Raw genomic sequence first — 22,895 nt, 5'->3', positions numbered from 1 at the left:
GCGCGCGGGCGTACCATGCCCGCCAGAAAGGTGCCCCAATGACTGCACAGACATTGATCGATACCGCACAGGCGCTGGTCGCCGGCGACAAGGGCTTGCTCGCGATGGACGAGAGCAACGCCACCTGCAACAAGCGCTTCGCCGCGCTCAACATCCCGCAGACCGAGAGCGCGCGGCGCGACTGGCGGGAGCTGATCGTCACCGCGCCGGGACTGGCCGACAGCATCAGCGGCGCGATCCTGTTCGACGAAACCATCCGCCAGAAAACCAATGCCGGAAAGCCGTTCGCGCAGGCGCTGGCGGACGCAGGCATCGTCCCCGGCATCAAGGTGGACATGGGCGCGAAGCCGCTGGCCGGGCATCCGGGCGAGACGGTCACCGAAGGCCTTGATGGCCTGCGCGAACGTCTGGCGGAATACGTCGGCATGGGCGCCCGTTTCGCGAAGTGGCGCGGCGTGATCGCCATCGGCGACGGCCTGCCCACGCGGGCCTGCATCGACGTCAACGCCCACGCGCTCGCACGCTATGCGGCGCTGTGCCAGGAGGCTGGCGTGGTGCCGATCGTCGAGCCCGAAGTGGTGATGGACGGCGACCACTCCCTCGCGCGATGCGCCGAGGTCACCGAAGAAGTCTTGCGCGAAGTGTTCGTTCAATTGAACGCGCAGGGCGTGCTGCTCGAAGGCATGCTGCTCAAGCCGAACATGGTGCTGCCGGGGCAGGGCAGCCAGACGCAGGACAGCGTCGATGCGGTGGCCGATGCGACGGTGGCGTGCCTCCTGCGCACCGTGCCGGCCGCCGTGCCGGGCGTGGCATTTCTCTCGGGCGGGCAGTCGGCGCAGCTGGCGTCCGCGCGGCTCCAGGCGATGAATGTGAAATTCAAGTCGCGCATGCCCTGGGCGCTGACCTTCTCGTTCTCGCGCGCCGTGCAGCAGCCGGCACTCGATCTCTGGAAGGGCCAGGCCGCCAACGTCGCACAGGCGCAGCAGGCGCTGGTGTTCCGCACGGGCTGCAACAAGGCCGCGCGCGGCGGCCGCTACGACGCGCAGGCCGACGCGCCGCGATAACTAAAAAAAGAAAGAGCGAATGACCGTCCAGGACCTCTATGCGCGCAAGCGCGTTGCCGCCGCCGATGCCGTACGCCTCGTGCGCAACGGCGATCTCATCATCGTGCCGACCGGCGTCGGCGAGCCGCCATCGCTGCTCACCGCGCTCTCCGAACAGCGCCGCGATTTCCGCGACGTCAAGGTCGCGCAGATCCTCGCGATGCGCAAGTACGCCTACATCGATCCCGAGACCGTGGACCACGTGCGGCACGTCGCGCTCTTCTTCGGCGGCGCCACGCGCGCGGGCGGGCAGGAGGGCTGGATCGATTTCATCCCCAACTACTTCTCGGAGATTCCCGCGCAGATCGAGCGCGGCCAGATCCCCGCCGAGGTGGTCTTCAGCATGGCCTCGCCGATGGACGCGCACGGCTACTTCGCCGTGAGCCTGGGCGCCGACTACACGATGGCCGCCATCGCCAAGGCGCGCGCGGTGGTGCTGGAAGTGAACCCGAACGTGCCCTTCGCGCACGGCAACTGCCATGTGCACATCTCGCAGGTGGCGGCGTTCGTCGAGAGCGACGCGCCGGTGATGGAAGTGGGCCTGCCGAAGATCGGCCCCGTGCAGGAGGCCATCGGCAAGCACGTGGCCGACCTGATCGACGATGGCTCCACGCTGCAGATCGGCTACGGCGGCATTCCCGATGCGGTGGTGATGCAGCTCACGCACAAGCACGACCTGGGCATCCACACCGAGATGATCGGTGACGGCATCCTCACGCTGGTGGAGAGCGGCGCGGTCACCAACCGGCGCAAGAACTACCTGCCGGGCAAGTCCGTCGCCACTTTTGCGCTCGGGTCGGCCAAGCTCTACCGCTTCATGAACCGGAATCCGTCGCTGGAGATGCACCCGGTGAATTTCACCAACGACCCGGCGCTCGCGGGGCTCAACGACAACCTCATCGCCATCAACGCGACGATGCAGATCGACCTGCTGGGCCAGTGCGGCTCCGAGAGCCTCGGGCATGCGCCTTATTCGGGCACGGGCGGGCAGTCGGACTTCGTGCGCGCGGCCAACCGCTCGCGCGGGGGCAAGGCGTTCATCGTGCTGCCTTCGACGGCCAAGGGCGACACCATCTCGCGCATCGTGCCCTCGCTCTCGCCCGGCACGCATGTGAGCACGAGCAAGAACGACATCAACTACGTGGTCACCGAATACGGCGTGGCGCAGCTGCGCGGCAAGTCGGCCAGGCAACGTGCGCTGGAGTTGATCGCGATCGCCCACCCGGATTTCCGGGCGGAGCTCACCGAACACGTCAAGCGCGCGAAGCTGCTCTGACCCAGGCCGTCAACCGGCCTTGGCCGCGCGCACCAGCGAGGGCGTGGCCTTGTAGCTCTCGGGGAAGAGCTTTTTCAGGTCGTCGATCTTGGGCATGTCGTTGATCGCGATGTAGGGCTGGCTCGGGTTGAGCGTGAGGTAGTCCTGGTGGTAGTCCTCGGCCGCATAGAAGGGCTTGGCCGTCTCGATGGTGGTGGCGAGCGGTTTGCCGAAGGTCTTGGCCTGGTTCAGCTGCGCGATGTAGTCCTTGGCGATGCGGGCCTGCTCGGCGTTCTCGGCGAACACGGTGGAGCGGTACTGCGTGCCGGTGTCGGGGCCCTGGCGATTGAGCTCGGTCGGGTCGTGCGCCACCGAGAAATAGATCTGCAGCAGCTTGCCGTAGCTCACCTGCTTGGGGTCGTAGGTGATGCGCACCGCCTCGGCATGGCCGGTGCGGCCCGAGCCCACTTCGTCGTAGCGCGCGGTCTTGGCGTCGCCGCCGGCGTAGCCCGACACCGCGTTGCTCACGCCCTGCACGCGCTGGAATACGCCCTGCACGCCCCAGAAGCAGCCGCCGGCGAACACAGCGGTTTCGGTCTTCGCGGCGGCCGGGGCGGCGAGGTCGGCGGTGGGCGCGGGCACGCGCCTGGCCGGCTCGGCGAACGAGGGCACCGCGTACCAGACCAGGGCGGCGGCAGCCAGTGCGCCGGCGGTGAGTGCGAGGGATTTCATGGTTTGTCCTTCAGGGGAGGTTGGCGCGTGGAAGAGAGAAGCCGATGGCGGCGACATTGCCGCCGAATCCACCGGCCGTCAATGGCGCGTGCCTTACTTCTTCATCTCGTCCTTGCCCATGCTGTCCTTCTTCATGGCGTCCTTGGACATCGAGTCCTTGGCCATCGAATCCTTCTTCATGCCGTCTTTCGACATGGAATCCTTGGCCATCGAGTCTTTCTTCATGCCGTCCTTGGCCATCGAGTCCTTGGCCATGCCGTCTTTCGCCATTTCGTCCGCGGCGAAGGCCGAGGCGCCGGCGAAGGCCATGCAGGTTGCGAGCAGGGTTGCGGTGATCTTGTTCATTGGAAGTCCTTGAGTTGACGTTGAGGTTGAGGTCTTTGCTTTCGCTTTCGCGCTTTTCTTCGGCAGTCGAGGTGTCGCGAAGACGCCTCAGCTCCCTCCGAACCAGTTGTAGCCCTGGTCTTCCCAGTAGCCACCGGAATAGGTGTTGGTGACGAACATCGCCTTGATGTGCTTGGGGTTCTTGTAGCCAAGCTTGGTGGGCATGCGCAGCTTCATCGGGAAGCCGTACTTCGGCGGCAGCGGCTGGCCGTCGTAGGTGAGCGTGAGCAGCGTCTGCGGGTGCAGCGCGGTGGGCATGTCGATGCTGGTGTAGTAGTCGTCGGCGCACTTGAAGCCGACGTACTTGGCGGTGGTGTCCGCGCCGATGTGGCGAAGGAAATCCGCAAAGCGCACGCCGCCCCACTTGCCGATGGCGCTCCAGCCCTCCACGCAGATGTGCCGCGTGACCTGGTCGTGCTGCGGCATGGCGCGCAGCTCCGGGAGCGTCCAGCTGCGCTTGTCGGCGACCATGCCGGTCACTTCGAGCTTGTAGGTGGCTTCGTCCACTTCGCGGACCTCGTCCTCGCCGTAGTAGGCGTTGAACGGAAAGGGCCGCGTGATCATCGATTCGGGGAAGGTCTCGGCCAGCTGCGTGGGGCTGAAGATCAGGCCCTGCACCTTGTCGTTGAAGCGCGAGATCTTCGAGAGCGCGGCTTCCACATGGCTGTCGTCGCTGATGCTGCAGCCGGTGAGCAGCGAGAGGCCCCCCAGCGTGAGCGAGCGCTGCAAAAAGGCACGGCGCGCGGGCTGGTCGAGGTTCTTCGCGATCAGCGTGCGGGCCTCGCGCACCACGGCATCGCCGTCGACGCCGGTCATCTTGGGAGCTTTGAAGATTCTCATGTCAGGCTTTGGGCGCACGGCCGCGGATCATGGTGAGAAGGGTGCGGGGCACCAGCGCCACCATCACCAGGTGCAGGGCGACGAACGCAACGAGCGAGGCCATGCCGAAGAAGTGGATGCGGCGCGCGAACTCGTAGCCGCCCAGGAGGTCGCGCAGCACCGCGAACTGCACCGACTTCCACAGCACCAGGCCCGAGAGCACGATGACCACGATGTCCAGCATCACGAAGAGGTAGGCCAGGCGCTGCACGCTGTTGTAGCGGCGCGGGTCGGCATGCGAGAGCTTGCCCTTGAGCGCCGAGAGCGCGTCGTGCCAGATGCCGGCCGGCGTGACCGGGAAGAACTTGGATGCGAGCCGGCCGCTCGCGATGTTGATGGCCAGGTACACGAAGCCGTTGAACACCAGAAGCCACATCGCCGCGAAGTGCCACTGCAGCGCGCCGCCGAGCCAGCCGCCCAGGGTGACCGAGTTCGGAATGCTGAACGGAAAGAACGGCGCCGCGTTGTAGATGCGCCAGCCGCTGGTCACCAGCACGAGCACGGCCAGGGCGTTGAGCCAGTGCGTGATGCGCATCCACAGCGGGTGGATGGGACGGGCATCCGGGCCGGCGCTGGCCGTGTGGGCGGGGAGGGCTGTGCTGTTCATGGGGTGGATTCTTGGGCGCACCCCATGGCCGATTCATCACGCAATGTTCAATTAATCGTGATAACTCGGGAATCCGTATCGCGGGACAATCGGCGCCATGGACACCCCCAAACGCGTGCTGATCGTCGAGGACGACGCCCACATCGCCGAACTGCTGCGCATGCACCTGCGCGACGAAGGCTATGCCATCGAACACGCCGCCGACGGCCACGCGGGCCTGCGCGAGCTGGAGCGCGGCAACTGGGACGCGCTGGTGCTCGACCTGATGCTGCCGGGCGTGGACGGCCTGGAAATCTGCCGCCGCGCGCGGGCCATGGCGCGCTACACGCCGATCATCATCATCAGCGCGCGTTCGAGCGAAGTGCACCGCATCCTCGGGCTGGAGCTGGGCGCCGACGACTACCTGGCCAAGCCCTTCTCGGTGCTGGAGCTGGTGGCGCGCGTGAAGGCGCTGATGCGGCGCACCGATGCGCTGGCGCGCAATGCGCGCATGGAGTCGGGCAGCCTCACGCTGGGCAACCTGGACATCGAGCCGCTGGCGCGCGAGGTGCGCGTGGACGGCAAGCTCATCGAGCTCACGCCGCGCGAGTTCGACCTGCTGTACTTCTTTGCGCGCAACCCCGGCAAGGTGTTCTCGCGGCTCGACCTGCTCAACCAGGTGTGGGGCTACCAGCACGACGGCTACGAGCACACGGTCAACACGCACATCAACCGGCTGCGCACGAAGGTGGAGGCCGATCCGGCCGAGCCGCGGCGCATCCTCACCGTGTGGGGCCGGGGCTACAAGCTTTCGCCGACGGGCGCGGGTGACGAGGGCGGCGTGTGATGACCCGGGCCACGCTTTCTCGCCGCCTCTCGATGGTTTTCGCGGTGCTGCTGCTGGCCTGCTGCGGCGCCTCGGCCTGGCTGCAGATGCGATCGAGCGGGCTGCACGAGCAGGAGGTGGTGCAGCGCCTCTCCGGCGGGCTGGCCGCGCACATCGCCGAGAACTCGGAGCTGATGCAGCCCGGCGGCTTGAACCAGGCCGCGGTGAAGGACCTCTTCGACAAGCTGATGGCCGTCAACCCCAGCGTGGAGGTCTACCTGCTGGGCCTGGACGGCCGCATCGAGGCGCAGGCCGCGCCGCCCGGGCACATGAAGCGCGAGCGCGTGGCGCTGGCGCCGATCCGAAAGCTCCTGGCGGGCGCGCCGCTCCCTATCCTGGGCGACGACCCGCGCAGCGCCGATGCGGCCAAGGTGTTCAGCGCCGCGCCGCTGAAGATGGGCGGGCGCGATGCGGGCTATGTGTACGTGGTGCTGCAGGGCGAGGACTACGACGCGCTCGCGGCCAACGTCGCGACCGACAACGTGCTGCGCACCACGCTGTGGTCGATGGCGCTGGTGGCGCTGCTCGGGCTGATCGCGGGGCTGGCGGCGTTCAGGCTCATCACGCGGCCGCTGCGCGAGCTCACGAAGGCGGTCAAGCGCTTCGAGACCGAGGGCATCGCCTCGCTCGAGAGCGAGGCGCCCACGCTGGAGCGGCTCTCGCACGGCAGCGGCGAGATCGCGCTGCTGGGCCAGGCCTTCACGCAGATGACGCGCCGCATCGCCGAGCAATGGCGCGAGCTCACGCTGCAGGACCAGCAGCGCCGCGAGCTCTTCGCCAACATCTCGCACGACCTGCGCACGCCGCTCACCTCGCTGCACGGGTACCTCGAAACGCTGCTGCTCAAGGCCGGCACGCTGAGCGACGAGGAGCGCCGGCGCTACCTGGAAATCGCACTCGGCCAGAGCCGCAAGGTGGGCCGGCTCGCGCAGGAGCTGTTCGAGCTCGCACGGCTCGAGTACGGCGTGGTCAAGCCCGAGAAGGAGAACTTCGCGCTCGCCGATCTGGTGCAGGACGTGTTCCAGAAATTCGAGCTCGCGGCCGAAGCGCGCCACCAGCAGCTTCGGCCCGACATCGCGCCGGGCCTGCCGGTGGTGTCGGCCGACCTCGGGATGATCGAGCGCGTGCTGACCAACCTCCTGGACAACGCCATCCGCCACACGCCGGCCGGCGGCGAAATCGAAGTGCAGCTGCGCCCCGCGAACGCGGGCGTCGCGGTACAGGTGAGCGACACGGGCCCGGGCATTCCGGGCGAGCTGCAGAAGGGGCTCTTCGTGCGGCCCGTGTTCCTGAGCGGCGCGCGAAGCGATGGCTCGGGCAGCGGCGGGCTGGGGCTGGTGATCGTGCAGCGCATCCTGCAGTTGCACGGCAGCGACATCCGGCTGGTGCCGCAGGCGGGCAAGGGCGCGGTGTTCCGCTTCCAGCTCGGCGGCGCGCAGGGCGCCTGACGCGATTCGGGTCTTCGGGACGGCGGCCGCTTTTTGCGGTTACCACGTGATGCTCCCCCTGGGTTTGCCTGTGCCGGCTGCGGCGGGCGCGATGCTACAAAAGCAGCGCGACACAACCCAAGGAGACACACGACCATGCCCGCCTTCAAGACCGTGCGGATCGACAAGGACCCGCAGCATCCGCGCATCGCGCGCCTCGTGCTGGACCGGCCCGAGAAGCTCAACGCCATCGGCGAGACCACGCCGTCGGAAATCCGCCAGGCCGTCGAATGGGCCGAGGCCGACGACGAGGTGCACGTCATCGTGGTCGAAGGCGCGGGCCGCGCCTTTTGCGCCGGCTACGACCTGGGCGATTACGCCGAAGGCCACGGCCGCGAAGGCCAGGGCGACCACCCTTGCCGGCAAGAGAAAACGCCGTGGGACCCGATGCTCGACTACGCCGTCATGAAGCGCAACACCGACGACTTGATGGCCCTGTGGCGCTGCCGCAAGCCCACCATCGCCAAGGTGCACGGCTACGCGGTGGCCGGCGGCAGCGACATCGCGCTGTGCTGCGACCTGCTGACGATGGCCGACGATGCGCGCATCGGCTACATGCCCACGCGCGTGTGGGGCTGCCCGACGACGGCGATGTGGACCTACCGGCTCGGCGCGATGCGCGCGAAGGAACTCATGTTCACGGGCGACACCATCGATGGCGCGCAGGCGGCCGAATGGGGCCTCGCGAATTTCTCGGTGCCGGCCGAGGAACTCGACGCCGCGACGCTGAAGCTCGCGCTGCGCATCGCGGGCGTGCCGCGCTCGCATTTGATGATGCACAAGCTGGTGGTGAACCAGGTGTGGCATTCGATGGGGCTGGAGCAGACGCAGATGTTCGCGACCGTGTTCGACGGCATCACGCGACACAACCCGGAAGGGATGTGGTTTCGCAGGCAGGCGGAGGCCGAAGGGTTCAAGAGCGCTGTCGCATGGCGCGACAGCGGCCGGGATATTCCGGAGGGCGACGAGGCGAGGGCGCTCGTCGCGGAGCTGGAGGCGAAGCTCGCGGCGGCGCGGGCGGCGGTGCCGCCCGGCCGGTGAATCAAAGCTGGCCAGCGGCCAGCGCCGCTCAGGGAGGGCAGGCCGCCGAGTTGGCCAGTGCGTAGGTGCGCGAGGCCTGGAACGAGGGGTTTTCGTCCACCGGGCCGAGCGGGCGTGTGAACTTGCAGCCGTAGTTCGTGTCGGCTACGGTCGCCGGCGTCACCACGTCGTCGCCTGCAGGTTTCGGTCCGCCGCGCTCCCAACTGACCATTTCGGCAAAGGCCTCGACCTGCTCGGCGACCGTGAAGTCGCAATGGGTGATGCCGCGGATCGCGCGTTGCACCAACCAGTCGCTGTTTCCTTTGGCTGCCACCCGCGTGTTGTAGATCTGCTCCATGCTGAACGGCACGTACAGATCGCCCAGCGTATGCAGTGAAACCACCGGGATCTTGAACTCGCCATTGACCTTGGGAATCCAGCGCAGCCCGTCGGTGCGCAGGCGATTGGCGTCTGCGGCCGCGGTGAGCTTGATGACCGAGTTGTTCAACGTTGTCGACCCCGGCGCATCGCCGTCGATGGTGTAGGTGAAGCGGTTGGTATCCAGCGTGTTCTTGTTCAGGATGCCGGTGACGGTGCCGTCGCTGCCGAACACGCCCCAGACCGCGGCGAACGAGCCGCCCGCCAGCAAACCGAGGTTGAACATGGGACGCTCGCCGCCGGTGAGGTTCTTCACCACCGTGGCGAACTTCGCACCCGTGGCCGTCGGAGCCGAGGGGAAGGTGTTGAAAAGTGTCGATGTGACCTGTGCACGGATGTCCAGCCAATTGGGCGTCGGATATTTGGGCAGGCCCGCGAGTGCTTGCGCCGTGACCTGTGCGCCCGCGAAATAGTCGAAGAGCTCCGTGTCACCGACCACGCCGCACATCGGCACCGCGCCGTTGTACTTCACCTTGTGGTTGGCGGTTGCAAAGGCCTCGTCCTCGATCGCTGCGGCGGTGATGTGGCCGCCCATGGAGTGGCCGGTGATGTAGGTCTGCGAGGGCGCAGCGAGCTCCCGGCCGTTGGCCTTGGCGATCTTGTTGAATTCCAATGCGAGCGCATTGGTGTCTTCCACGCCGACGCGCACGTCGTAGAAGTTCTTGCTGTAGCTCGATGCCGCCCAGGCGTAGCCGTTCTGGATCAGGTAGCGGCGAATGGCAGGGTTCGTGATCTTCAGTTCGTTGCCTTCGCCCACATAGCCGTGCGCGTACATCACGAGCCTGCCGTTCCAGTTGGCCGGCACTTCGACGCGGTACTGCGCGCCGCCCAGCATGCCCGACCAGCGGCTCGTGGTGGCGTTGTCGACGAGGTCGCTGCCGTCGGCCGCAAGCGCCGCGAAGGTGGTGGCCGCGGGGTCGGCGGGCGCGAAGGAGTTGCGGGTGTCCTGCACACGCGTTTCTTCAGGAACCGGCGGTGGTGCGGGCGGCGGCGGCGCCGGCGGCGCTGGCGCAGGTGCCGGCGGCAGGGGCGTGAAGGCGAAGCCGTTGCCACCGCCACCACCGCCGCAGGATGCGACGGCGAGGCTGGCGGCCAGGGCAAGGAGTGTCAGGCGCGCGGAATGCATGGGGTGTCTCTCTCCGTTCTTATGGGTTCTTGGTTGGGAAGATCGCCGGCGCAGCGCTGCCCGGACGGCCATGAAGAACGACCGTGCTATTTCGCTGACCGGCGGCGCAGCGTAGGGGCGTTGCCGGGCGCATCGGCCCGGGGTTTCCCGTAGCTGCTATCTCCTGCGCGACACCGGCGCAGAACCCAAGGAGCGATCAGCCCTTGCGGCGGGTGACCACCACCGTGGCATCGAGGCCCTCGTAGGCCTCGGCATCGCCATACCAGCTGCCCGAGATCGGCGCGGCCTGCGCCGGGTCGCGCGTGACGCCCACGCGGATGAGCTGCCCGCTGCCCATGAGGTTGTTGGTCGGATCGAACGCGAGCCAGCCGATGCCGGGCAGGTACGCCTGCAGCCACGCATGCGTGGTGCCCGCGCCGGTCATCGATTCGCCTGGCGCCTGCGCCGCGCGGTCGAGCGCGGCGTCGTAGAGGTAGCCCGAGACGAAGCGCGTCGCGATGCCCAGGCGCCGTGCGGCTTCCATCATCAGCAGCGCGTAGTCGCGGCAGCTGCCGCTGCCCAGCGCGAGCGTGGCCAGCGGCGTCTGCGTGCCTTCCTCGTCGCGCGCCTTGTATTCGAGGCTCTGGCCGATGTGCGCGTTCATGCGCGTGAGCACCTCGCGCGTGTTGTTGGGCTTGTCGCTGTGCAGGAACTGGTGCGCCCAGCGGATCAGCGTGCCGCTGGCATCGTCCTCGTGGTGCGGGCGCAGGTAGTGCTCCAGGTCCAGGCGCTCCTGCACCGAATAGGCGAAGGGCAGGAATTCGGCAGCGGGGTCGAGCGCCAGCTGGTCCTGCTGCGCGGGCACGTGCTCGATGGTGAAGGAGCACACGATGCGCAGCTCGGTCGCCTCGCCCATCGGCTGCACCAGCGCGACGGAGTTGGAGTGCGGGTCCTGGATCAATCGCGTGAAGGCCTGCGGGCTCACCTGCAGGTCGGTGGCGAGCACGCGCAGGTCGTGGCTGTCGCGGGGCCGGAACATCACCCGGTGCAAGCCGAAGGTGACCGGCTTGTTGTAGCGGTAGATGGTGGTGTGCGTGATGTCGTACTGGATGGCCATGGGGCATTCTCACGCGTTCGCGGGGGGCGCAGTGGCTTGTTCTTGTGGGCGAATGCCGCAGAATCGGCGCCCACTCGCGCTTCGGGCGAGCTTTCAAGGGGATTCCGGCCGCCATGTACTCCGCCACCTTCATCTTCGCCAAGAAGCAGTTCGACGACGCGTTCCACCGCCTCGACCAGACCATCGCCACGGCCGCGAAGTCGCTGCCCGGCTACCTGGGCGAGGAGACGTGGGAGAACACGGGCAACGGGCTGGTGTCGAACGTCTACTACTGGGATTCGCTCGAGAGCCTGCAGGCGCTGATCAGCCACCCGGCGCACCGGGAGGCCAAGGCCGCGCAGGCGAACTGGCTGGACGGCTACAAGGTGGTGATCTCCGAGGTGGTGCGCACCTATGGGGACAGCCGGATCGACCACCTGCTGGCGCCTTCGCCATCCGGCGTGGCGCTCTCCTAGAGCCGCTGCGTGCCGAGTGCCTTCGCAAGCGTGGCGGGCAAGGGCAGCGGTTCGCCATGCCACTGCGCGGCCAGCAGTTCGGCGCACAGGGCCGCGAAGCTGAGGCCGCGCGAGCCCAGCGCGGTGCAGGCCCAGACTCCATCCGCCGCTTCGTCCAGCGGACCGACCAGCGGCCGACGATCGCCCGAGGCGCAGCGCACGCCGACCCAGGTGTTGACCTCGCCGCGCTCGAAGGCCGGTGTCAATGCGGCGGCTGCGGTGGGATGCAGCCGGGCGAGACGGCCGCGGTTTGCGGCGCTGTCGGTGGCGTTCGGCCCGAGGTCCGTGCTGTCGCGGTCGAAGGTGGCGCCGGCGAGCCAGAGCGGGGCGCCGTCCGCATCGGGCACGTGGGCAATCAGGTGGCCGTCGCCGTTGAGCGGTGTTGCCGGAAGGGCGCTGTCATTGGCGTGGCCCCATGCGACCTGACCGCGCACCGGTTGCAGCGGCAGCGCCGGGGCGAAGCGGCCTGATTCGAAACCTGCGGCGACGACCACGCGGTCTGCTGCGATCAACAACTGGTCCGCTGCGTCGAACAGATGCCAGCCGTCTGTGTTTCGTGCCACTCGCGCCACGGATGCATTGCCTCGGAATTCGACACCCGGCTCACGCAGCCAAGCCTCGATCAACCGCGACGGGCGCACCCAGCCAGCGCGGGTGTGCCAGAGGGCGGGCGCATCGGCGGGCAGGCCGGCAGCAATCAGTTGTGCGGCGTGGGCGGGCCAGGATTCGTTGGGGCCGCTGTCGCTCCAACCGGTGGGAACGCGCGTGTCGCCTTCAGGCCGCCGTTCCAGCACGCCGCTCGCGCGCCAGTCGCGGCCCTCTTCGAGCAAGCGCTGCAGTTCCAGCCAGGTGGCACGGATGCCCGCGCGCGTGAGGCGCGAGAGCAGGGCGTCGTCGGGGGACACATGCGGTGCCAGCACGCCGACCGGCAAGCCGGAGGCACCCGCGGCAGGGCGCACGGCCGCATCGAGCACGGTGACCTGCCAACCGCGCCGCGCAAGGCTCGCGGCCACGGCCGCACCCGCGAGGCCGGCGCCGATCACGGCGCAGCGGCCCGGCGTTTCGATTCGCTCGGGCACGGGACCGCGGTGCCGCACGGTCCAGGCGGGCGCGAACACACCGCTGAGGCAGTCGCGTTCGGGCGGTTGGCCCTCGCGCCGCTCGAGTTGAAAGCCGTTCTGCGAGAGCGCATCGCGCACCGTGCGCGCACAGGTCCAGGTGGCAAGACCGGTGCCCTGACGGGCGAATCGCGACACCGCCTTCAGCGTTTCGGGCGACCACATCGCCGGGTTCTGCTGCGGGCTGAAGCCATCGAGAAAGAGGCTGTCGGCCTCGAAGCGCTGGGCGCGCAGCATCGGCTGCACGTCGCCGATGCACAGCGTGAGCAGCACGCGGCCCTCGTCGAAAGCGAGCCGGTGAAAGCCCGGCAGCAGCCCATGCCACTGCACGACCAGTTCCTCGGCAAGCGACGCCAGTTCGGGATACGCCTCGGCCGCCCGCAAGAGATCGCCGGCCCCGACCGGATGCGCCTCGACCGAGACGAAGTGCAGCATCCGCGGCCGCCTCGCATCCGCGCGCCACGCCTGCCAGGTTGTCAGGAAATTGAGGCCCAGCCCGAAGCCGGTTTCGAGAATCCGCCATTGCGGCCGCCCGGTCCAGGCCGCGGGCAGCCCGCAGCCGCCCAGGAACACATGGCGAGCCTGCGCCAGTGCCCCGGTTTCGGTGTGATAGATGTCGTCGAAGCGTTCGCTGCGCGGGACGCCGTCGGCGCGCCAGGCCACTGGCTCAGCGGTCACGGCGGGCAGTGAAGCTCAGGCCGCCGGAGGGGGCACGTAGCCTTGCGCCACGTCGGCGCCTTCGCCGAAGAAATGCTTTTCCATCTGCCGCGCCAGGTACTGGCGGGCGCGCAGATCGGCCAGGTTCAGCCGGTTTTCGTTGACCAGCATGGTCTGCTGCTTGAGCCAGGCGGCCCAGGCTTCCTTGCTGACGTTCTCCCACAGGCGCTTGCCCAGGTCGCCGGGATAGGGCGGAAAGTCGAGCCCTTCGGCCTCTTTGCCGAGCTTGATGCACTGAACCATGCGTGCCATTTTTTTTGCCTCTTGGGTGGGGTAAGCGTGTCGCTTAGTTGATTTGGCTATTTAGAACTGAAAACTTGGTCGTTCCAGTTTCTATATGTCGTATTGAGAATACGCAGCTTCATTGATATGCCTTTTTAGAGCAAGACACCATGAGCCTTCGCCGCGACTTTATCAAGCTTTCCCTGGGTGCCGGCGTGGCCGGTGCCATGGCCCTCTCGGCGTTGCCGACGTTCGCGCAAGGCGCAGCCGCCGGCAAGGGCCCCGTGACGCTCTTGAACGTGTCCTACGACCCGACGCGCGAGCTCTACGTGGACTACAACCAGGCCTTCGCCAAGTACTGGAAGGCCAAGACCGGCCAGGACGTGACCGTCAAGCAGTCGCACGGCGGCTCGGGCAAGCAGGCCCGCTCGATCATCGACGGCATCGACGCCGACGTGGCCACGCTCGCGCTGGGCGGCGACATCGATGCGCTGGTCACTCACGGCGGCCTGGTCAAGGCCGACTGGCAAAAGCGCCTGCCGCTCAATTCCGCGCCGTACACCTCGACCATCGTGTTCCTGGTGAAGAAAGGCAATCCCAAGGGCCTCAAGGACTGGGACGACCTGGTCAAGCCCGGCGTGCAGGTGATCACCCCCAACCCCAAGACCTCGGGCGGCGCCCGCTGGAACTACCTGGCCGCGTGGGAGTTCGCCAAGCGCAAGTACGGCGGCGATGCGAAGGCCAAGGAATACATCGGCAATCTCTTCAAGAACGTGCCCGTGCTGGACACCGGCGCGCGCGGCTCGACCATCACCTTCGTGCAGCGCGGCGTGGGCGACGTGCTGCTGGCCTGGGAAAACGAAGCCTTCCTGGCGCTGAAGGAATTCGGTCCGGACAAGTTCGAGATCGTCGTGCCGTCCATCTCCATCCTGGCCGAGCCCAGCGTGGCGGTCGTCGACAAGGTGGTCGACAAGAAGGGCACCCGCGCCGTGGCCGAGGAGTACCTGAAGTACCTGTACTCCGACGAAGGCCAGGACATCGCGGGCCGCAACTTCTACCGCCCGACGTCCGAGAAGGCCAAGGCCAAGTACGACAAGCAGTTCCCCAAGCTCACGCTGGTGACCATCGACCAGGCCTTCGGCGGCTGGGCGAAGGCGGACAAGGAGCACTTCGCGGACGGTGCCTCCTTCGACCAGATCTACACCACGAAGCAAAAGTAACCCGCGCTACCGAGCCGGTTGTCCAGGCGCCCGTTTCGCGGGGGCCGCGACCCGGCACGCCTCGAATTTCCGAAGAAAACCGAAAGCCTCCTGTGTCCGTTCTCCTGATTGCCGGCAGCCCCTCGGCCCCGTCCCGTTCCACCGCCTTGCTAGAGGCCGTGGGCGAGCGGCTGGCCAAACGCAATGCCCGCATCGAGCGGCTCTCGATTCGCGACCTGCCGGCAGAGGCGCTGTTGCTGGCCGAGTGGACCCATCCGGCCATCGAGCGCGCCATCGCCCAGGTGGCGGCGGCCCGCGTGATCGTGGTGGCCACGCCGGTCTACAAGGCGGCCTACAGCGGCGTGCTGAAGGTCTTTCTCGACCTGCTCGCGCAGAACGCGCTCAAGGGCAAGACCGTGCTGCCGCTGGCCACCGGCGGCAGCCCCCATCACATGCTCGCGCTCGACTACGCGCTGCGGCCCGTGCTGCAGTCGCTCGCGGCGCGGCACATCCTGCCGGGCGTGTACGCGAGCGATTCGCAGATCGCGCTCACGCCCGAGAACGCCTACCAGGTGCACAACGACCTGGCCGAGCGACTCAACGAGGCCGTCGAGGTGCTTGCGACCGAGGGCCTGAAGCTGCCAGCCACACACGGCTTCGAGCCCGTGCCGTTCTCCCGCGTGCGATGTAGCGTCTGACGACCGGGCTCTCCATTGAGCCCGGCTTCGAACAGACCCATCCCCGTCCCCGCTTTTCAAAGCCGCCTGTGCGCGGCAAGGGGACAGCTTTGCCCCAAGTTTTTGCACCAAGGAATCCCGCATGAACCCCGTCGCCACCGAAGACCACGCGTTCGAGACGCCGCCGCGCTCCTTCTGGCACGCGCTGGGCGACCTCGTCGTCAGCGCCATCGTGGTCAGCGCCATCGCGTTGATCGTGAGCTTCATTTCTGCCGCGTGATCGCGTGGCGCCCCAATACCCAACCACAGCCATGAACCGCATTTCCATTCCTCGCCGCCGTCTGGTCCAGGGCGCCGCAGCCGCCGTCATCGCGCTGCCTTCGTTCGCCGCGCTGGCGCAGGCGCCCGCGCGCCAGTTCCGCATCGGCAACCAGAAGGGCACGCTCAATATCTTGAAGGGCCGCGGCACGCTGGAAAAGCGGCTCGCGCCGCTGGGCGTCACGGTCAAGTGGACCGAGTTCACGGCCGGCCCGGTGCAGCTGGAAGCGCTGAACGTCGGCTCGATCGACTTCGTCGACGTGGGCGAAGCGCCCCCCATCTTCGCGCAGGCCGCCGGTGCGCCGCTGGCCTACGTGGCGGCCACGCAGCATCGCCCGCAGACCGAGGCGGTGCTGGTGCCCAAGGGCTCGGCCATCAAGACCGTGGCCGACTTGAAGGGCAAGAAGATCGCGCTCAACAAGGGCTCCAACGTCCACTACTTCATCGTCAAGCTGTTCGAGAAGCACGGCCTCTCGTATGCCGACCTGAACCTGGCCTACCTGCCGCCGGCCGATGCGCGCGCCGCGTTCGAAAAAGGCTCGGTCGATGCGTGGGTGATCTGGGACCCGTTCCTGGCCGCCGCCGAGAAAACGCTCGAGGCGCGCATCCTCGCCGACGCCACGGGCGTGGTCGGCAACCGCGCCTATTACTTCTCGTCGCTCGACTACGTGGCGAAGAACGCCGACGTGCTGGCCATCGCGGTCGAAGAGCTCAACAAGGTCGACACCTGGGGCGCGGCGAACAAGGGCGATCTGGCCGCCGAGCTGGCCGCGCTGTGGGGGCTGCCCAAACCGGTGGCCGACGTCACCGTGGCGCGCACGGCCTACGGCATCGTGCCGATCACCAAGGCCATCCTCGCCGAGCAGCAGAAGATCGCCGACACCTTCTTCGAGCTGAAGCTGATCCCGAAAAAAATCAACGTGCTCGAAGCCGCCGGCGCGGGAGTCGCGTGATGCAGATCTTCTGGTTTCTCCCCACGCACGGCGACAGCCGCTACCTCGGCACGAGCGAGGGCGCGCGCCCCATCGACCTGGCGTACCTGCAGCAGATCGCCGGCGCGGCCGACAACCTGGGCTACGAAGGCGTGCTGATTCCCACCGGCCGTTCGTGCGAAGACCCGTGGGTGATCGCCTCCAGCCTGATCGGCGCGACGAAGAACCTCAAGTTCCTGGTGGCCGTGCGCCCGGGGCTGCACCAGCCCAGCCTGGCCGCGCGCATGGCCGCGACCTTCGACCGGCTCTCGGGCGGACGCCTGCTCGTGAACCTCGTGACCGGTGGCGACCAGGCCGAGCTCGAAGGCGATGGCGTGTACCTGGACCATGCCTCGCGCTACGAACAGTCGGCCGAGTTCATCCGCATCTGGCGCGAGATCCTCACGCGCAGCCACGACGGCCAGGGCTACGACTTCGAAGGCAAGCACCTGAGCGTGAAGGGCGCCAAGCTGCTGTACCCGCCGGTGCAGAAGCCCTATCCGCCGGTGTGGTTCGGCGGCTCTTCGGCCGCCGCACACGACCTCGCGGCAGAGCAGGTCGATGCGTACCTGACATGGGGTGAGCCGCCCGCCGAGGTGTCCAAGAAGATCGCCGACGTGCGCGCCCGTGCCCAGAAGCAAGGCCGGCGCGTCGAGTTCGGCATCCGCCTGCATGTGATCGTGCGCGAGACCGAAGACACCGCATGGAAGGCCGCCGAAGAGTTGATCAGCCGCGTGGACGACGACACCGTCATCCGCGCCCAGGCCGCCTTCGCGCGCATGGACTCCGAAGGCCAGCGCCGCATGGCCGCGCTGCATGCGGGCGGCGCGAAGCGTTCGCGCGCCGAGCTGGAGATTTCGCCGAACCTGTGGGCGGGCGTGGGCCTCGTGCGTGGCGGCGCGGGCACGGCGCTCGTGGGCGATGCGAAGACCGTTGCCGCGCGCATCGAGGAATACGCGGCGCTCGGGCTCGACAAATTCATTCTCTCGGGCTACCCGCACCTCGAAGAGGCCTACCGCTTCGCCGAGCTGGTGTTCCCGCTGCTCTCGCGCACGGCGAAGAAGCAGCTGGCGGGTGGTTCTTTGAGCGGACCGTTCGGCGAGGTCGTCGCCAACCTCGATGCGCCGTCGCGCCTCGTCTCGCAAAGCTGAACAGGGAATCCTCATGACCGAACAAGTACAGGAGCTTCCGGTGGCTTCGACCGACGAAAGCGCAGGCGCAGGAGCCGGCAATGCGTTCAAGGCCTTCGGCCTCAACGTGGCGGGCCGCCTCGTTCCCTGGCTCGTGCCGGTGGGGCTCATCGTGTTCTGGCAGATCGCCTCCTCGCTCGGGTGGCTCTCCACGCGCGTGCTGCCGGCACCGGTCGACGTGGTCAAGGCCGCGTGGTCGCTCACCGTGTCCGGCGAACTCTGGACGCATGTGAAGGTGAGCGCGGGCCGCGCGCTCGCGGGCCTGGCCATCGGCGGCGGCGCGGGGCTCGCGCTGGGCTTGCTCACGGGCTCGGTGAAGTTCGCCGAGACGCTGCTCGACTCGACCATCCAGATGGTGCGCAACATTCCCGCGCTCGCGCTGATTCCGCTGGTGATCCTCTGGTTCGGCATTGACGAATCGGCCAAGCTGTTTTTGATTTCGGTGTCGGTGTTCTTCCCGATCTACCTGAACACTTTCCACGGCATCCGCAACGTCGATCCGCAGCTCATCGAGATGGGCCGCACCTACGGCCTCACGCGCTGGCAGCTGTACCGCGAGGTGATCCTGCCGGGGGCGCTGTCGTCGATCCTCGTGGGGCTGCGTTTTTCGCTCGGCCTCATGTGGGTGATCCTGATCGTGGCCGAGACCATCTCGGCGCAAGCCGGCATCGGGTATCTGACGATGAACGCCCGCGAGTTCCTGCAGACCGACATCGTGCTCGTGGGCATCCTGCTGTACGCGCTGCTGGGCAAGCTGGCCGACCTGTTCGCGCGCGGCCTGGAGCAGTGGTGGCTGCGCTGGCACCCCGGTTATCAGAAGAAGCCGAAGTGAGGGCAGGGCAGATGAACACATCCATTTCCCGCCGCGCGGCGATCGCCACGCTGGGTGCTCTGGGCGCAAGTGCCGTGCTGGCGCAAAGCGTCGCACCGCGCCCCGTCACCGTGCGCTTCGGCTACCAGAAGTCGTCGACGCTGACGGCGCTGTTGAAGGCGCAAGGCACGCTCGAAAAGCAACTCGCGCCGCTCAACGCCACGCTGAGCTGGCACGAGTTCACCAGCGGCCTGCCGCTGCTCGAGGCGCTGAACCTCGACAACCTCGACCTCAGCGCCGACGTGGCCGACACGGTGCCCGTGTTCGCGCAGGCGGCCGGTGCCGAGCTGACCTTCATCGCGCAGGAAGCGCCGTCGCCGGCTGCGCAGGCGATCGTCGTGAAAGAAGACTCGCCGCTGAAGACCGTGGCCGACCTGAAGGGCAAGAAGGTCGGCTTCGCAAAAGCGGCCGGCGCGCACTACCTGCTGATCGCCGCGCTCGAGAAGGCCGGCCTCTCGTTCAAGGACATCGAGCCCGCGTACCTCACGCCGGCCGATGGCCGCGCGGCCTTCGAGAAGGGCGCGATCGACGCGTGGGTGGTGTGGGACCCGTTCCTCGCCGCCGCGCAGCGCCAGTCGAAGGTGCGCGTGCTGGCCGACGGCGCGGGCATCGCGTCGTACCAGCGCTACTACCTTGCGAGCACCAAGTTCGCGAAGGCGCGGCCCGACGTGCTGCGCGTCATCTACGCCGAGCTCGAGAAGACCGGCAAGTGGGTCAAGCAGAACCCCAAGGAAGCGGCCGCGCTGCTGTCGCCCGTGTGGGGCCTGGACGCCGCGACCATCGAACAGGCCAACAGCCGCCGCAGCTACGCGGTGCGCCCGGTCGTGGCCGAGGGCCTCGCCGAGCAGCAGCGCATCGCCGATGCGTTCTTCGGCGAAAAGCTGCTGCCCAGAAAACTCAATGCGCTCGACGTTGCGCTTTTCAAACCCGGAGCCTGAAGCCATGAGTGCCGTTCTGAAAGACATCCAACCCCGGGCCCAGGCCCAAGCCCCGGGCCACCAGGCCATCGCCGGCGGCGTGCGCCTCGAAGCGCGCGGCCTGCACAAGCGCTACGGCACGCGCGACGTGCTGCGCAACACCCAGCTCACCATCGAGCCCGGGCAATTCATCGCCATCGTGGGCCGCAGCGGCTGCGGCAAGAGCACGCTGCTGCGGCTGATCGCAGGGCTCGAAGAGGCCACGTCCGGCGGCCTCTACACCGACGGCAAGGCCGTGAACGGCCTGCACGACGACACGCGCATCATGTTCCAGGAGGCGCGCCTTTTGCCCTGGCGCCGCGTGCTCGACAACGTGACGCTGGGTCTCGCGAACGATGCCAAGCCGCGCGGCAAGGAAGTGCTCGCGCAGGTGGGCCTGGCCGACCGCGAGAACGAGTGGCCGGCGCGCCTGTCGGGCGGACAGCGCCAGCGCGTGTCGCTCGCGCGCGCACTGGTGCATCACCCGCGCTTGCTGCTGCTCGACGAGCCGCTGGGCGCGCTCGATGCGCTCACCCGCATCGAGATGCACCGGCTCATCGAAAACCTCTGGCAACGTCACCGCTTCACCGCGCTGCTGGTGACGCACGACGTGCAGGAGGCCGTGGCCCTTGCCGACCGCGTGATCCTGATCGAAGACGGCCGCATCGCGCTGGACGAAAACATCGCGCTCGCCCGCCCGCGCTCGCAGGGCGATCCGGCCTTCGCGGCCATTGAAAAACGCATCCTCGACAGGGTGCTGCAAAAGCCCGGGACACCCGAAGAGGCTGAGAGCAGCACCGACGCCAGCTGGCTTGGAACACCCGCGCACGCATTGCGCTGGGCGATCTGATGCCCGCGACCGTTCGGGCTGAGCTTGTCGAAGCCTCGCGCGGCGCTTCGACAGGCTCAGCGTGAACGGCTTGTTGTTTCTTCTCTTCTTTCCACCCTGAAAGGCTCTCGCATGTCGCAGAACTGGAAATTCGAAACCCTCTCCGTGCACGCCGGCTACTCGCCCGAGCCGACCACGCGCGCCGTCGCGCCGCCGATCTACCAGACGGTGGCCTACGCCTTCGACAGCGCGCAGCACGGCGCGGACCTGTTCGACCTGAAGGTGCCGGGCAACATCTACACCCGCATCAACAACCCGACGCAGGACGTGCTGGAGCAGCGCGTGGCCGCGCTCGAAGGCGGCATCGCGGCGCTCGCGCTGGCCTCGGGCCAGGCGGCGGTGACCTACGCGATCCAGACGATTGCCGAGGCCGGCGACAACATCGTGAGCAGCACGGCGCTCTATGGCGGCACGTACAACCTCTTTGCGCACACGCTGCCGCAGTTCGGCATCACCACGCGCTTTGCGGACCACCGCGACCCGAAGAGCTTCGAGAAGCTCTTCGACGACAAGACCAAGGCGGTGTTCGTCGAATCGCTGGGCAACCCCGCGGGCAACGTGACCGACATCGCGGCCATCGCCGAGATCGCGCACCGCCACGGCGTGCCGCTGATCGTGGACAACACCGTGCCCTCGCCGTACCTCAGCCGCCCCATCGCGCACGGCGCAGACATCGTGGTGCATTCGCTCACCAAGTACCTGGGCGGCCATGGCACGAGCATCGGCGGCGCCATCGTCGATTCGGGCAAGTTTCCGTGGGCCGAGCACAAGGCGCGCTTCAAGCGCCTGAACGAACCCGACGTGAGCTACCACGGCGTGGTCTACACCGAGGCGCTGGGCCCGGCCGCCTACATCGGCCGCGCGCGCGTGGTGCCGCTGCGCAACACGGGTGCGGCCATCTCGCCGTTCAACGCCTTCCTGATCCTGCAGGGCATCGAGACGCTGGCGCTGCGCATGGACCGCATCAGCAGCAACGCGCTCAAGGTGGCGCAGCACCTGAAGACGCACAAGGCCGTCAGCTGGGTCAACTACGCGGCGCTGGAAGACCATCCGGACCACGCGCTCGCGCAGAAGTACTTCGGCGGCAAATCGAGCGGCGTGCTGACCTTCGGCATCGGCAGCGGCCGCGCGGGCGGCGCGAAATTCCTCGATGCGCTCAAGCTCTTCACGCGCCTCGTGAACATCGGCGACGTGCGCTCGCTGGCGACGCACCCGGCCTCGACCACGCACCGGCAGTTGTCGCCCGAAGAACTGGCCAAGGCCGGCGTGACGGAAGACACCGTGCGCCTGTCGGTCGGCATCGAGCACATCGACGACCTCATCGCAGACCTCGACGTGGCCCTGGCCGCCGCGTCCTGACCGCTTCGAGGCACAGAAAACCATGACAACACTCAACGCCATTCCCGAAGCGTCGCTCGACCAGCTGTTCCGCAAGGCCCGCACCGTGCACGCCTTCCAGCCGGTGCCCATCACCGACGAAGTCATCCGCAAGCTCTACGACCTCGTGAAGTGGGGCCCGACCGCCTACAACGCGCAGCCCGCGCGCTACGTGTTCGTGCGCAGCGAGGAGGCCAAGGCGAAGCTCAAGCCCGCGGTCTCGTCGGGCAACACGGCGCAGACGCTGGCGGCCGGCGTGACGGTCATCGTCGCGCACGACACGCGCTTCTACGAGCACCTGCCCACGCAGTTTCCGGCCTACGACGCCAAGCCCTTCTTCGAGAAGAGCGCCGAGGCCGCGGCGGCCACGGCCTTTCGCAACAGCAGCCTGCAGGGCGCTTACCTGATCCTGGCGGCGCGCTCGCTCGGGCTGGATGTGGGGCCGCAGTCGGGCTTCAACGCGGAACTGGTCGACAAGGCCTTCTTCCCCGACGGCCGCTATCGCGCCAACTTCCTCGTGAACCTCGGCGTGGCCGATCACGCCGGCACTTTCGAGCGTGGGCCGCGGCTCGCGTTCGACGACGTGGCCGAGATCGTCTGATCCCGTCCTCCCATCCTTTTTATTTTTTCAACCTGAAAGAGAAACCATCATGTCCATCCAAGCCATCAACGTGCGCAACCAGTTCAAGGGCAAGGTCCGCGAAATCATCCGCGGCGACGTCGTCTCCGAAGTCGATGTCGAAACCGCCTGGGGCATCGTGACCTCGGTCATCACCACGCGCTCGATCGACGAGCTGCAGCTGAAGGTCGGCTCCGACGTGGTCGCGCTCGTGAAGTCGACCGAAGTTTCGATCGCGAAGCTCTGACGGACCCTCGGGCGATTGCGAACAACCCGGCGCCTTCG

Annotated in this window: 25 protein-coding genes; 17 read left to right on the top strand and 8 right to left on the bottom strand. The window is 67.6% G+C overall.

Annotation, left to right across the window (positions count from 1 at the left end):
• The first annotated feature begins 38 nt into the window (after positions 1-38).
• Positions 39-1,064 carry a class I fructose-bisphosphate aldolase gene (locus ACZYRS_RS19395; protein ID WP_463420547.1) on the top strand — a complete coding sequence of 342 codons (1,026 nt, stop codon included), beginning with the start codon at positions 39-41 and terminating at the stop codon, positions 1,062-1,064.
• Between the two features lie 19 nt (positions 1,065-1,083).
• Positions 1,084-2,379 carry an acetyl-CoA hydrolase/transferase family protein gene (locus tag ACZYRS_RS19390; protein WP_463420546.1) on the top strand — a complete coding sequence of 432 codons (1,296 nt, stop codon included), beginning with the start codon at positions 1,084-1,086 and terminating at the stop codon, positions 2,377-2,379.
• A gap of 9 nt (positions 2,380-2,388) precedes the next feature.
• Here ACZYRS_RS19390 and msrA read toward each other — a convergent pair whose 3' ends face one another.
• The 4 genes from msrA to ACZYRS_RS19370 all read right to left on the bottom strand — a co-directional run bounded on the left by msrA (position 2,389) and on the right by ACZYRS_RS19370 (position 4,960).
• The gene (gene msrA, locus ACZYRS_RS19385) at positions 2,389-3,090 is read right to left on the bottom strand and encodes a peptide-methionine (S)-S-oxide reductase MsrA (RefSeq protein ID WP_463420545.1); all 702 of its coding nucleotides are present in this window, start codon (positions 3,088-3,090) and stop codon (positions 2,389-2,391) included.
• A gap of 93 nt (positions 3,091-3,183) precedes the next feature.
• A complete protein-coding gene (locus ACZYRS_RS19380; RefSeq protein WP_198784165.1) occupies positions 3,184-3,435 on the bottom strand; it encodes a pentapeptide MXKDX repeat protein in 252 nt (83 codons plus the stop codon).
• Between the two features lie 87 nt (positions 3,436-3,522).
• A complete protein-coding gene (locus tag ACZYRS_RS19375; protein ID WP_463420544.1) occupies positions 3,523-4,314 on the bottom strand; it encodes a molybdopterin-binding protein in 792 nt (263 codons plus the stop codon).
• A gap of 1 nt (position 4,315) precedes the next feature.
• Positions 4,316-4,960 (bottom strand): cytochrome b/b6 domain-containing protein, encoded by a 645-nt coding sequence (locus ACZYRS_RS19370; protein WP_463420543.1) that lies wholly within the window; start codon positions 4,958-4,960, stop codon positions 4,316-4,318.
• Between the two features lie 97 nt (positions 4,961-5,057).
• Between ACZYRS_RS19370 and ACZYRS_RS19365 the strand changes: the two genes are divergently transcribed.
• The 3 genes from ACZYRS_RS19365 (at position 5,058) to ACZYRS_RS19355 (ending at position 8,353) form a co-directional block, all read left to right on the top strand.
• Positions 5,058-5,786 (top strand): response regulator transcription factor, encoded by a 729-nt coding sequence (locus ACZYRS_RS19365; protein ID WP_198784162.1) that lies wholly within the window; start codon positions 5,058-5,060, stop codon positions 5,784-5,786.
• The gene (locus ACZYRS_RS19360) at positions 5,786-7,273 is read left to right on the top strand and encodes a sensor histidine kinase (protein ID WP_198784161.1); all 1,488 of its coding nucleotides are present in this window, start codon (positions 5,786-5,788) and stop codon (positions 7,271-7,273) included. Before ACZYRS_RS19365 ends, ACZYRS_RS19360 begins: the two co-directional genes overlap by 1 nt.
• A 135-nt stretch (positions 7,274-7,408) precedes the next feature.
• A complete protein-coding gene (locus tag ACZYRS_RS19355) occupies positions 7,409-8,353 on the top strand; it encodes a crotonase/enoyl-CoA hydratase family protein (RefSeq protein ID WP_463420542.1) in 945 nt (314 codons plus the stop codon).
• 28 nt (positions 8,354-8,381) lie between these two features.
• Here the strand turns inward: ACZYRS_RS19355 and ACZYRS_RS19350 are convergent, their stop codons facing one another.
• On the bottom strand, positions 8,382-9,896 hold the full coding sequence (locus ACZYRS_RS19350) for an alpha/beta hydrolase (RefSeq protein WP_463420541.1): 1,515 nt from the start codon (positions 9,894-9,896) through the stop codon (positions 8,382-8,384).
• Between the two features lie 196 nt (positions 9,897-10,092).
• Complete coding sequence (locus ACZYRS_RS19345) at positions 10,093-10,992, bottom strand: transglutaminase family protein (protein WP_013541092.1); 900 nt, start codon at positions 10,990-10,992, stop codon at positions 10,093-10,095.
• 113 nt (positions 10,993-11,105) lie between these two features.
• Between ACZYRS_RS19345 and ACZYRS_RS19340 the strand changes: the two genes are divergently transcribed.
• Positions 11,106-11,447 carry an antibiotic biosynthesis monooxygenase family protein gene (locus ACZYRS_RS19340; protein ID WP_463420540.1) on the top strand — a complete coding sequence of 114 codons (342 nt, stop codon included), beginning with the start codon at positions 11,106-11,108 and terminating at the stop codon, positions 11,445-11,447.
• Here ACZYRS_RS19340 and mnmC read toward each other — a convergent pair.
• Together mnmC and ACZYRS_RS19330 are read right to left on the bottom strand one after the other, a co-directional pair.
• Entirely contained in the window at positions 11,444-13,282 is a 1,839-nt protein-coding gene (mnmC, locus tag ACZYRS_RS19335) for a bifunctional tRNA (5-methylaminomethyl-2-thiouridine)(34)-methyltransferase MnmC2/FAD-dependent 5-carboxymethylaminomethyl-2-thiouridine(34) oxidoreductase MnmC1 (RefSeq protein ID WP_463420539.1), read from the bottom strand. The two genes, ACZYRS_RS19340 and mnmC, sit on opposite strands and share 4 nt — an antisense overlap.
• A 15-nt stretch (positions 13,283-13,297) precedes the next feature.
• Entirely contained in the window at positions 13,298-13,573 is a 276-nt protein-coding gene (locus ACZYRS_RS19330) for an oxidative damage protection protein (RefSeq protein ID WP_013541095.1), read from the bottom strand.
• Between the two features lie 140 nt (positions 13,574-13,713).
• Between ACZYRS_RS19330 and ACZYRS_RS19325 the strand changes: the two genes are divergently transcribed.
• The 11 genes from ACZYRS_RS19325 (at position 13,714) to ACZYRS_RS19275 (ending at position 22,857) form a co-directional block, all read left to right on the top strand.
• The gene (locus ACZYRS_RS19325) at positions 13,714-14,763 is read left to right on the top strand and encodes a sulfate ABC transporter substrate-binding protein (RefSeq protein WP_198784157.1); all 1,050 of its coding nucleotides are present in this window, start codon (positions 13,714-13,716) and stop codon (positions 14,761-14,763) included.
• 92 nt (positions 14,764-14,855) lie between these two features.
• A complete protein-coding gene (ssuE, locus tag ACZYRS_RS19320; RefSeq protein ID WP_198784156.1) occupies positions 14,856-15,440 on the top strand; it encodes an NADPH-dependent FMN reductase in 585 nt (194 codons plus the stop codon).
• Positions 15,441-15,561: 121 nt separating this feature from the next.
• Positions 15,562-15,699, top strand: coding sequence for a hypothetical protein (locus ACZYRS_RS19315; RefSeq protein WP_198784155.1), 138 nt, complete (start codon positions 15,562-15,564; stop codon positions 15,697-15,699).
• Positions 15,700-15,730: 31 nt separating this feature from the next.
• Positions 15,731-16,690, top strand: a complete 960-nt coding sequence (locus tag ACZYRS_RS19310; protein WP_463420538.1) for a sulfonate ABC transporter substrate-binding protein — start codon at positions 15,731-15,733, stop codon at positions 16,688-16,690.
• A complete protein-coding gene (gene ssuD / locus ACZYRS_RS19305; RefSeq protein WP_463420537.1) occupies positions 16,690-17,859 on the top strand; it encodes an FMNH2-dependent alkanesulfonate monooxygenase in 1,170 nt (389 codons plus the stop codon). Before ACZYRS_RS19310 ends, ssuD begins: the two co-directional genes overlap by 1 nt.
• 13 nt (positions 17,860-17,872) lie before the next feature.
• Complete coding sequence (ssuC, locus tag ACZYRS_RS19300; protein ID WP_463420536.1) at positions 17,873-18,730, top strand: aliphatic sulfonate ABC transporter permease SsuC; 858 nt, start codon at positions 17,873-17,875, stop codon at positions 18,728-18,730.
• Between the two features lie 11 nt (positions 18,731-18,741).
• Positions 18,742-19,707 carry an aliphatic sulfonate ABC transporter substrate-binding protein gene (locus ACZYRS_RS19295; protein WP_463420535.1) on the top strand — a complete coding sequence of 322 codons (966 nt, stop codon included), beginning with the start codon at positions 18,742-18,744 and terminating at the stop codon, positions 19,705-19,707.
• Between the two features lie 4 nt (positions 19,708-19,711).
• Positions 19,712-20,575: an ATP-binding cassette domain-containing protein gene (locus ACZYRS_RS19290; protein WP_198784150.1), complete on the top strand. Its 864-nt coding sequence runs from the start codon at positions 19,712-19,714 to the stop codon at positions 20,573-20,575.
• Between the two features lie 111 nt (positions 20,576-20,686).
• Positions 20,687-21,973 carry an O-acetylhomoserine aminocarboxypropyltransferase/cysteine synthase family protein gene (locus ACZYRS_RS19285; RefSeq protein ID WP_463420534.1) on the top strand — a complete coding sequence of 429 codons (1,287 nt, stop codon included), beginning with the start codon at positions 20,687-20,689 and terminating at the stop codon, positions 21,971-21,973.
• Between the two features lie 22 nt (positions 21,974-21,995).
• Positions 21,996-22,592 carry a malonic semialdehyde reductase gene (locus ACZYRS_RS19280; RefSeq protein ID WP_463420533.1) on the top strand — a complete coding sequence of 199 codons (597 nt, stop codon included), beginning with the start codon at positions 21,996-21,998 and terminating at the stop codon, positions 22,590-22,592.
• Positions 22,593-22,641: 49 nt separating this feature from the next.
• Entirely contained in the window at positions 22,642-22,857 is a 216-nt protein-coding gene (locus ACZYRS_RS19275; protein WP_042579699.1) for a TOBE domain-containing protein, read from the top strand.
• Positions 22,858-22,895: the final 38 nt, after the last annotated feature.

The organism is Variovorax sp. AC194, assembly GCF_979257995.1.
This window is presented reverse-complemented; position numbering and strand designations above follow the sequence as displayed.

Excerpts from the sequence above, each read along its gene's own strand:
- ssuD (WP_463420537.1), top strand. The coding sequence starts at position 16,690 with ATGCAGATCTTCTGGTTTCTCCCCACGCACGGCGACAGCCGCTACCTC.
- ACZYRS_RS19360 (WP_198784161.1), top strand. The coding sequence starts at position 5,786 with ATGACCCGGGCCACGCTTTCTCGCCGCCTCTCGATGGTTTTCGCGGTG.
- ACZYRS_RS19275 (WP_042579699.1), top strand. The coding sequence starts at position 22,642 with ATGTCCATCCAAGCCATCAACGTGCGCAACCAGTTCAAGGGCAAGGTC.
- ACZYRS_RS19325 (WP_198784157.1), top strand. The coding sequence starts at position 13,714 with ATGAGCCTTCGCCGCGACTTTATCAAGCTTTCCCTGGGTGCCGGCGTG.
- ACZYRS_RS19330 (WP_013541095.1), bottom strand. The coding sequence starts at position 13,573 with ATGGCACGCATGGTTCAGTGCATCAAGCTCGGCAAAGAGGCCGAAGGG.
- ACZYRS_RS19390 (WP_463420546.1), top strand. The coding sequence starts at position 1,084 with ATGACCGTCCAGGACCTCTATGCGCGCAAGCGCGTTGCCGCCGCCGAT.
- ACZYRS_RS19310 (WP_463420538.1), top strand. The coding sequence starts at position 15,731 with ATGAACCGCATTTCCATTCCTCGCCGCCGTCTGGTCCAGGGCGCCGCA.
- ACZYRS_RS19395 (WP_463420547.1), top strand. The coding sequence starts at position 39 with ATGACTGCACAGACATTGATCGATACCGCACAGGCGCTGGTCGCCGGC.
- ACZYRS_RS19315 (WP_198784155.1), top strand. The coding sequence starts at position 15,562 with ATGAACCCCGTCGCCACCGAAGACCACGCGTTCGAGACGCCGCCGCGC.
- ACZYRS_RS19295 (WP_463420535.1), top strand. The coding sequence starts at position 18,742 with ATGAACACATCCATTTCCCGCCGCGCGGCGATCGCCACGCTGGGTGCT.
- ACZYRS_RS19365 (WP_198784162.1), top strand. The coding sequence starts at position 5,058 with ATGGACACCCCCAAACGCGTGCTGATCGTCGAGGACGACGCCCACATC.
- ACZYRS_RS19345 (WP_013541092.1), bottom strand. The coding sequence starts at position 10,992 with ATGGCCATCCAGTACGACATCACGCACACCACCATCTACCGCTACAAC.
- msrA (WP_463420545.1), bottom strand. The coding sequence starts at position 3,090 with ATGAAATCCCTCGCACTCACCGCCGGCGCACTGGCTGCCGCCGCCCTG.
- ACZYRS_RS19280 (WP_463420533.1), top strand. The coding sequence starts at position 21,996 with ATGACAACACTCAACGCCATTCCCGAAGCGTCGCTCGACCAGCTGTTC.
- ACZYRS_RS19380 (WP_198784165.1), bottom strand. The coding sequence starts at position 3,435 with ATGAACAAGATCACCGCAACCCTGCTCGCAACCTGCATGGCCTTCGCC.
- ACZYRS_RS19350 (WP_463420541.1), bottom strand. The coding sequence starts at position 9,896 with ATGCATTCCGCGCGCCTGACACTCCTTGCCCTGGCCGCCAGCCTCGCC.
- ssuC (WP_463420536.1), top strand. The coding sequence starts at position 17,873 with ATGACCGAACAAGTACAGGAGCTTCCGGTGGCTTCGACCGACGAAAGC.
- ACZYRS_RS19340 (WP_463420540.1), top strand. The coding sequence starts at position 11,106 with ATGTACTCCGCCACCTTCATCTTCGCCAAGAAGCAGTTCGACGACGCG.
- ACZYRS_RS19290 (WP_198784150.1), top strand. The coding sequence starts at position 19,712 with ATGAGTGCCGTTCTGAAAGACATCCAACCCCGGGCCCAGGCCCAAGCC.
- ACZYRS_RS19370 (WP_463420543.1), bottom strand. The coding sequence starts at position 4,960 with ATGAACAGCACAGCCCTCCCCGCCCACACGGCCAGCGCCGGCCCGGAT.
- ACZYRS_RS19375 (WP_463420544.1), bottom strand. The coding sequence starts at position 4,314 with ATGAGAATCTTCAAAGCTCCCAAGATGACCGGCGTCGACGGCGATGCC.
- ACZYRS_RS19355 (WP_463420542.1), top strand. The coding sequence starts at position 7,409 with ATGCCCGCCTTCAAGACCGTGCGGATCGACAAGGACCCGCAGCATCCG.
- ACZYRS_RS19285 (WP_463420534.1), top strand. The coding sequence starts at position 20,687 with ATGTCGCAGAACTGGAAATTCGAAACCCTCTCCGTGCACGCCGGCTAC.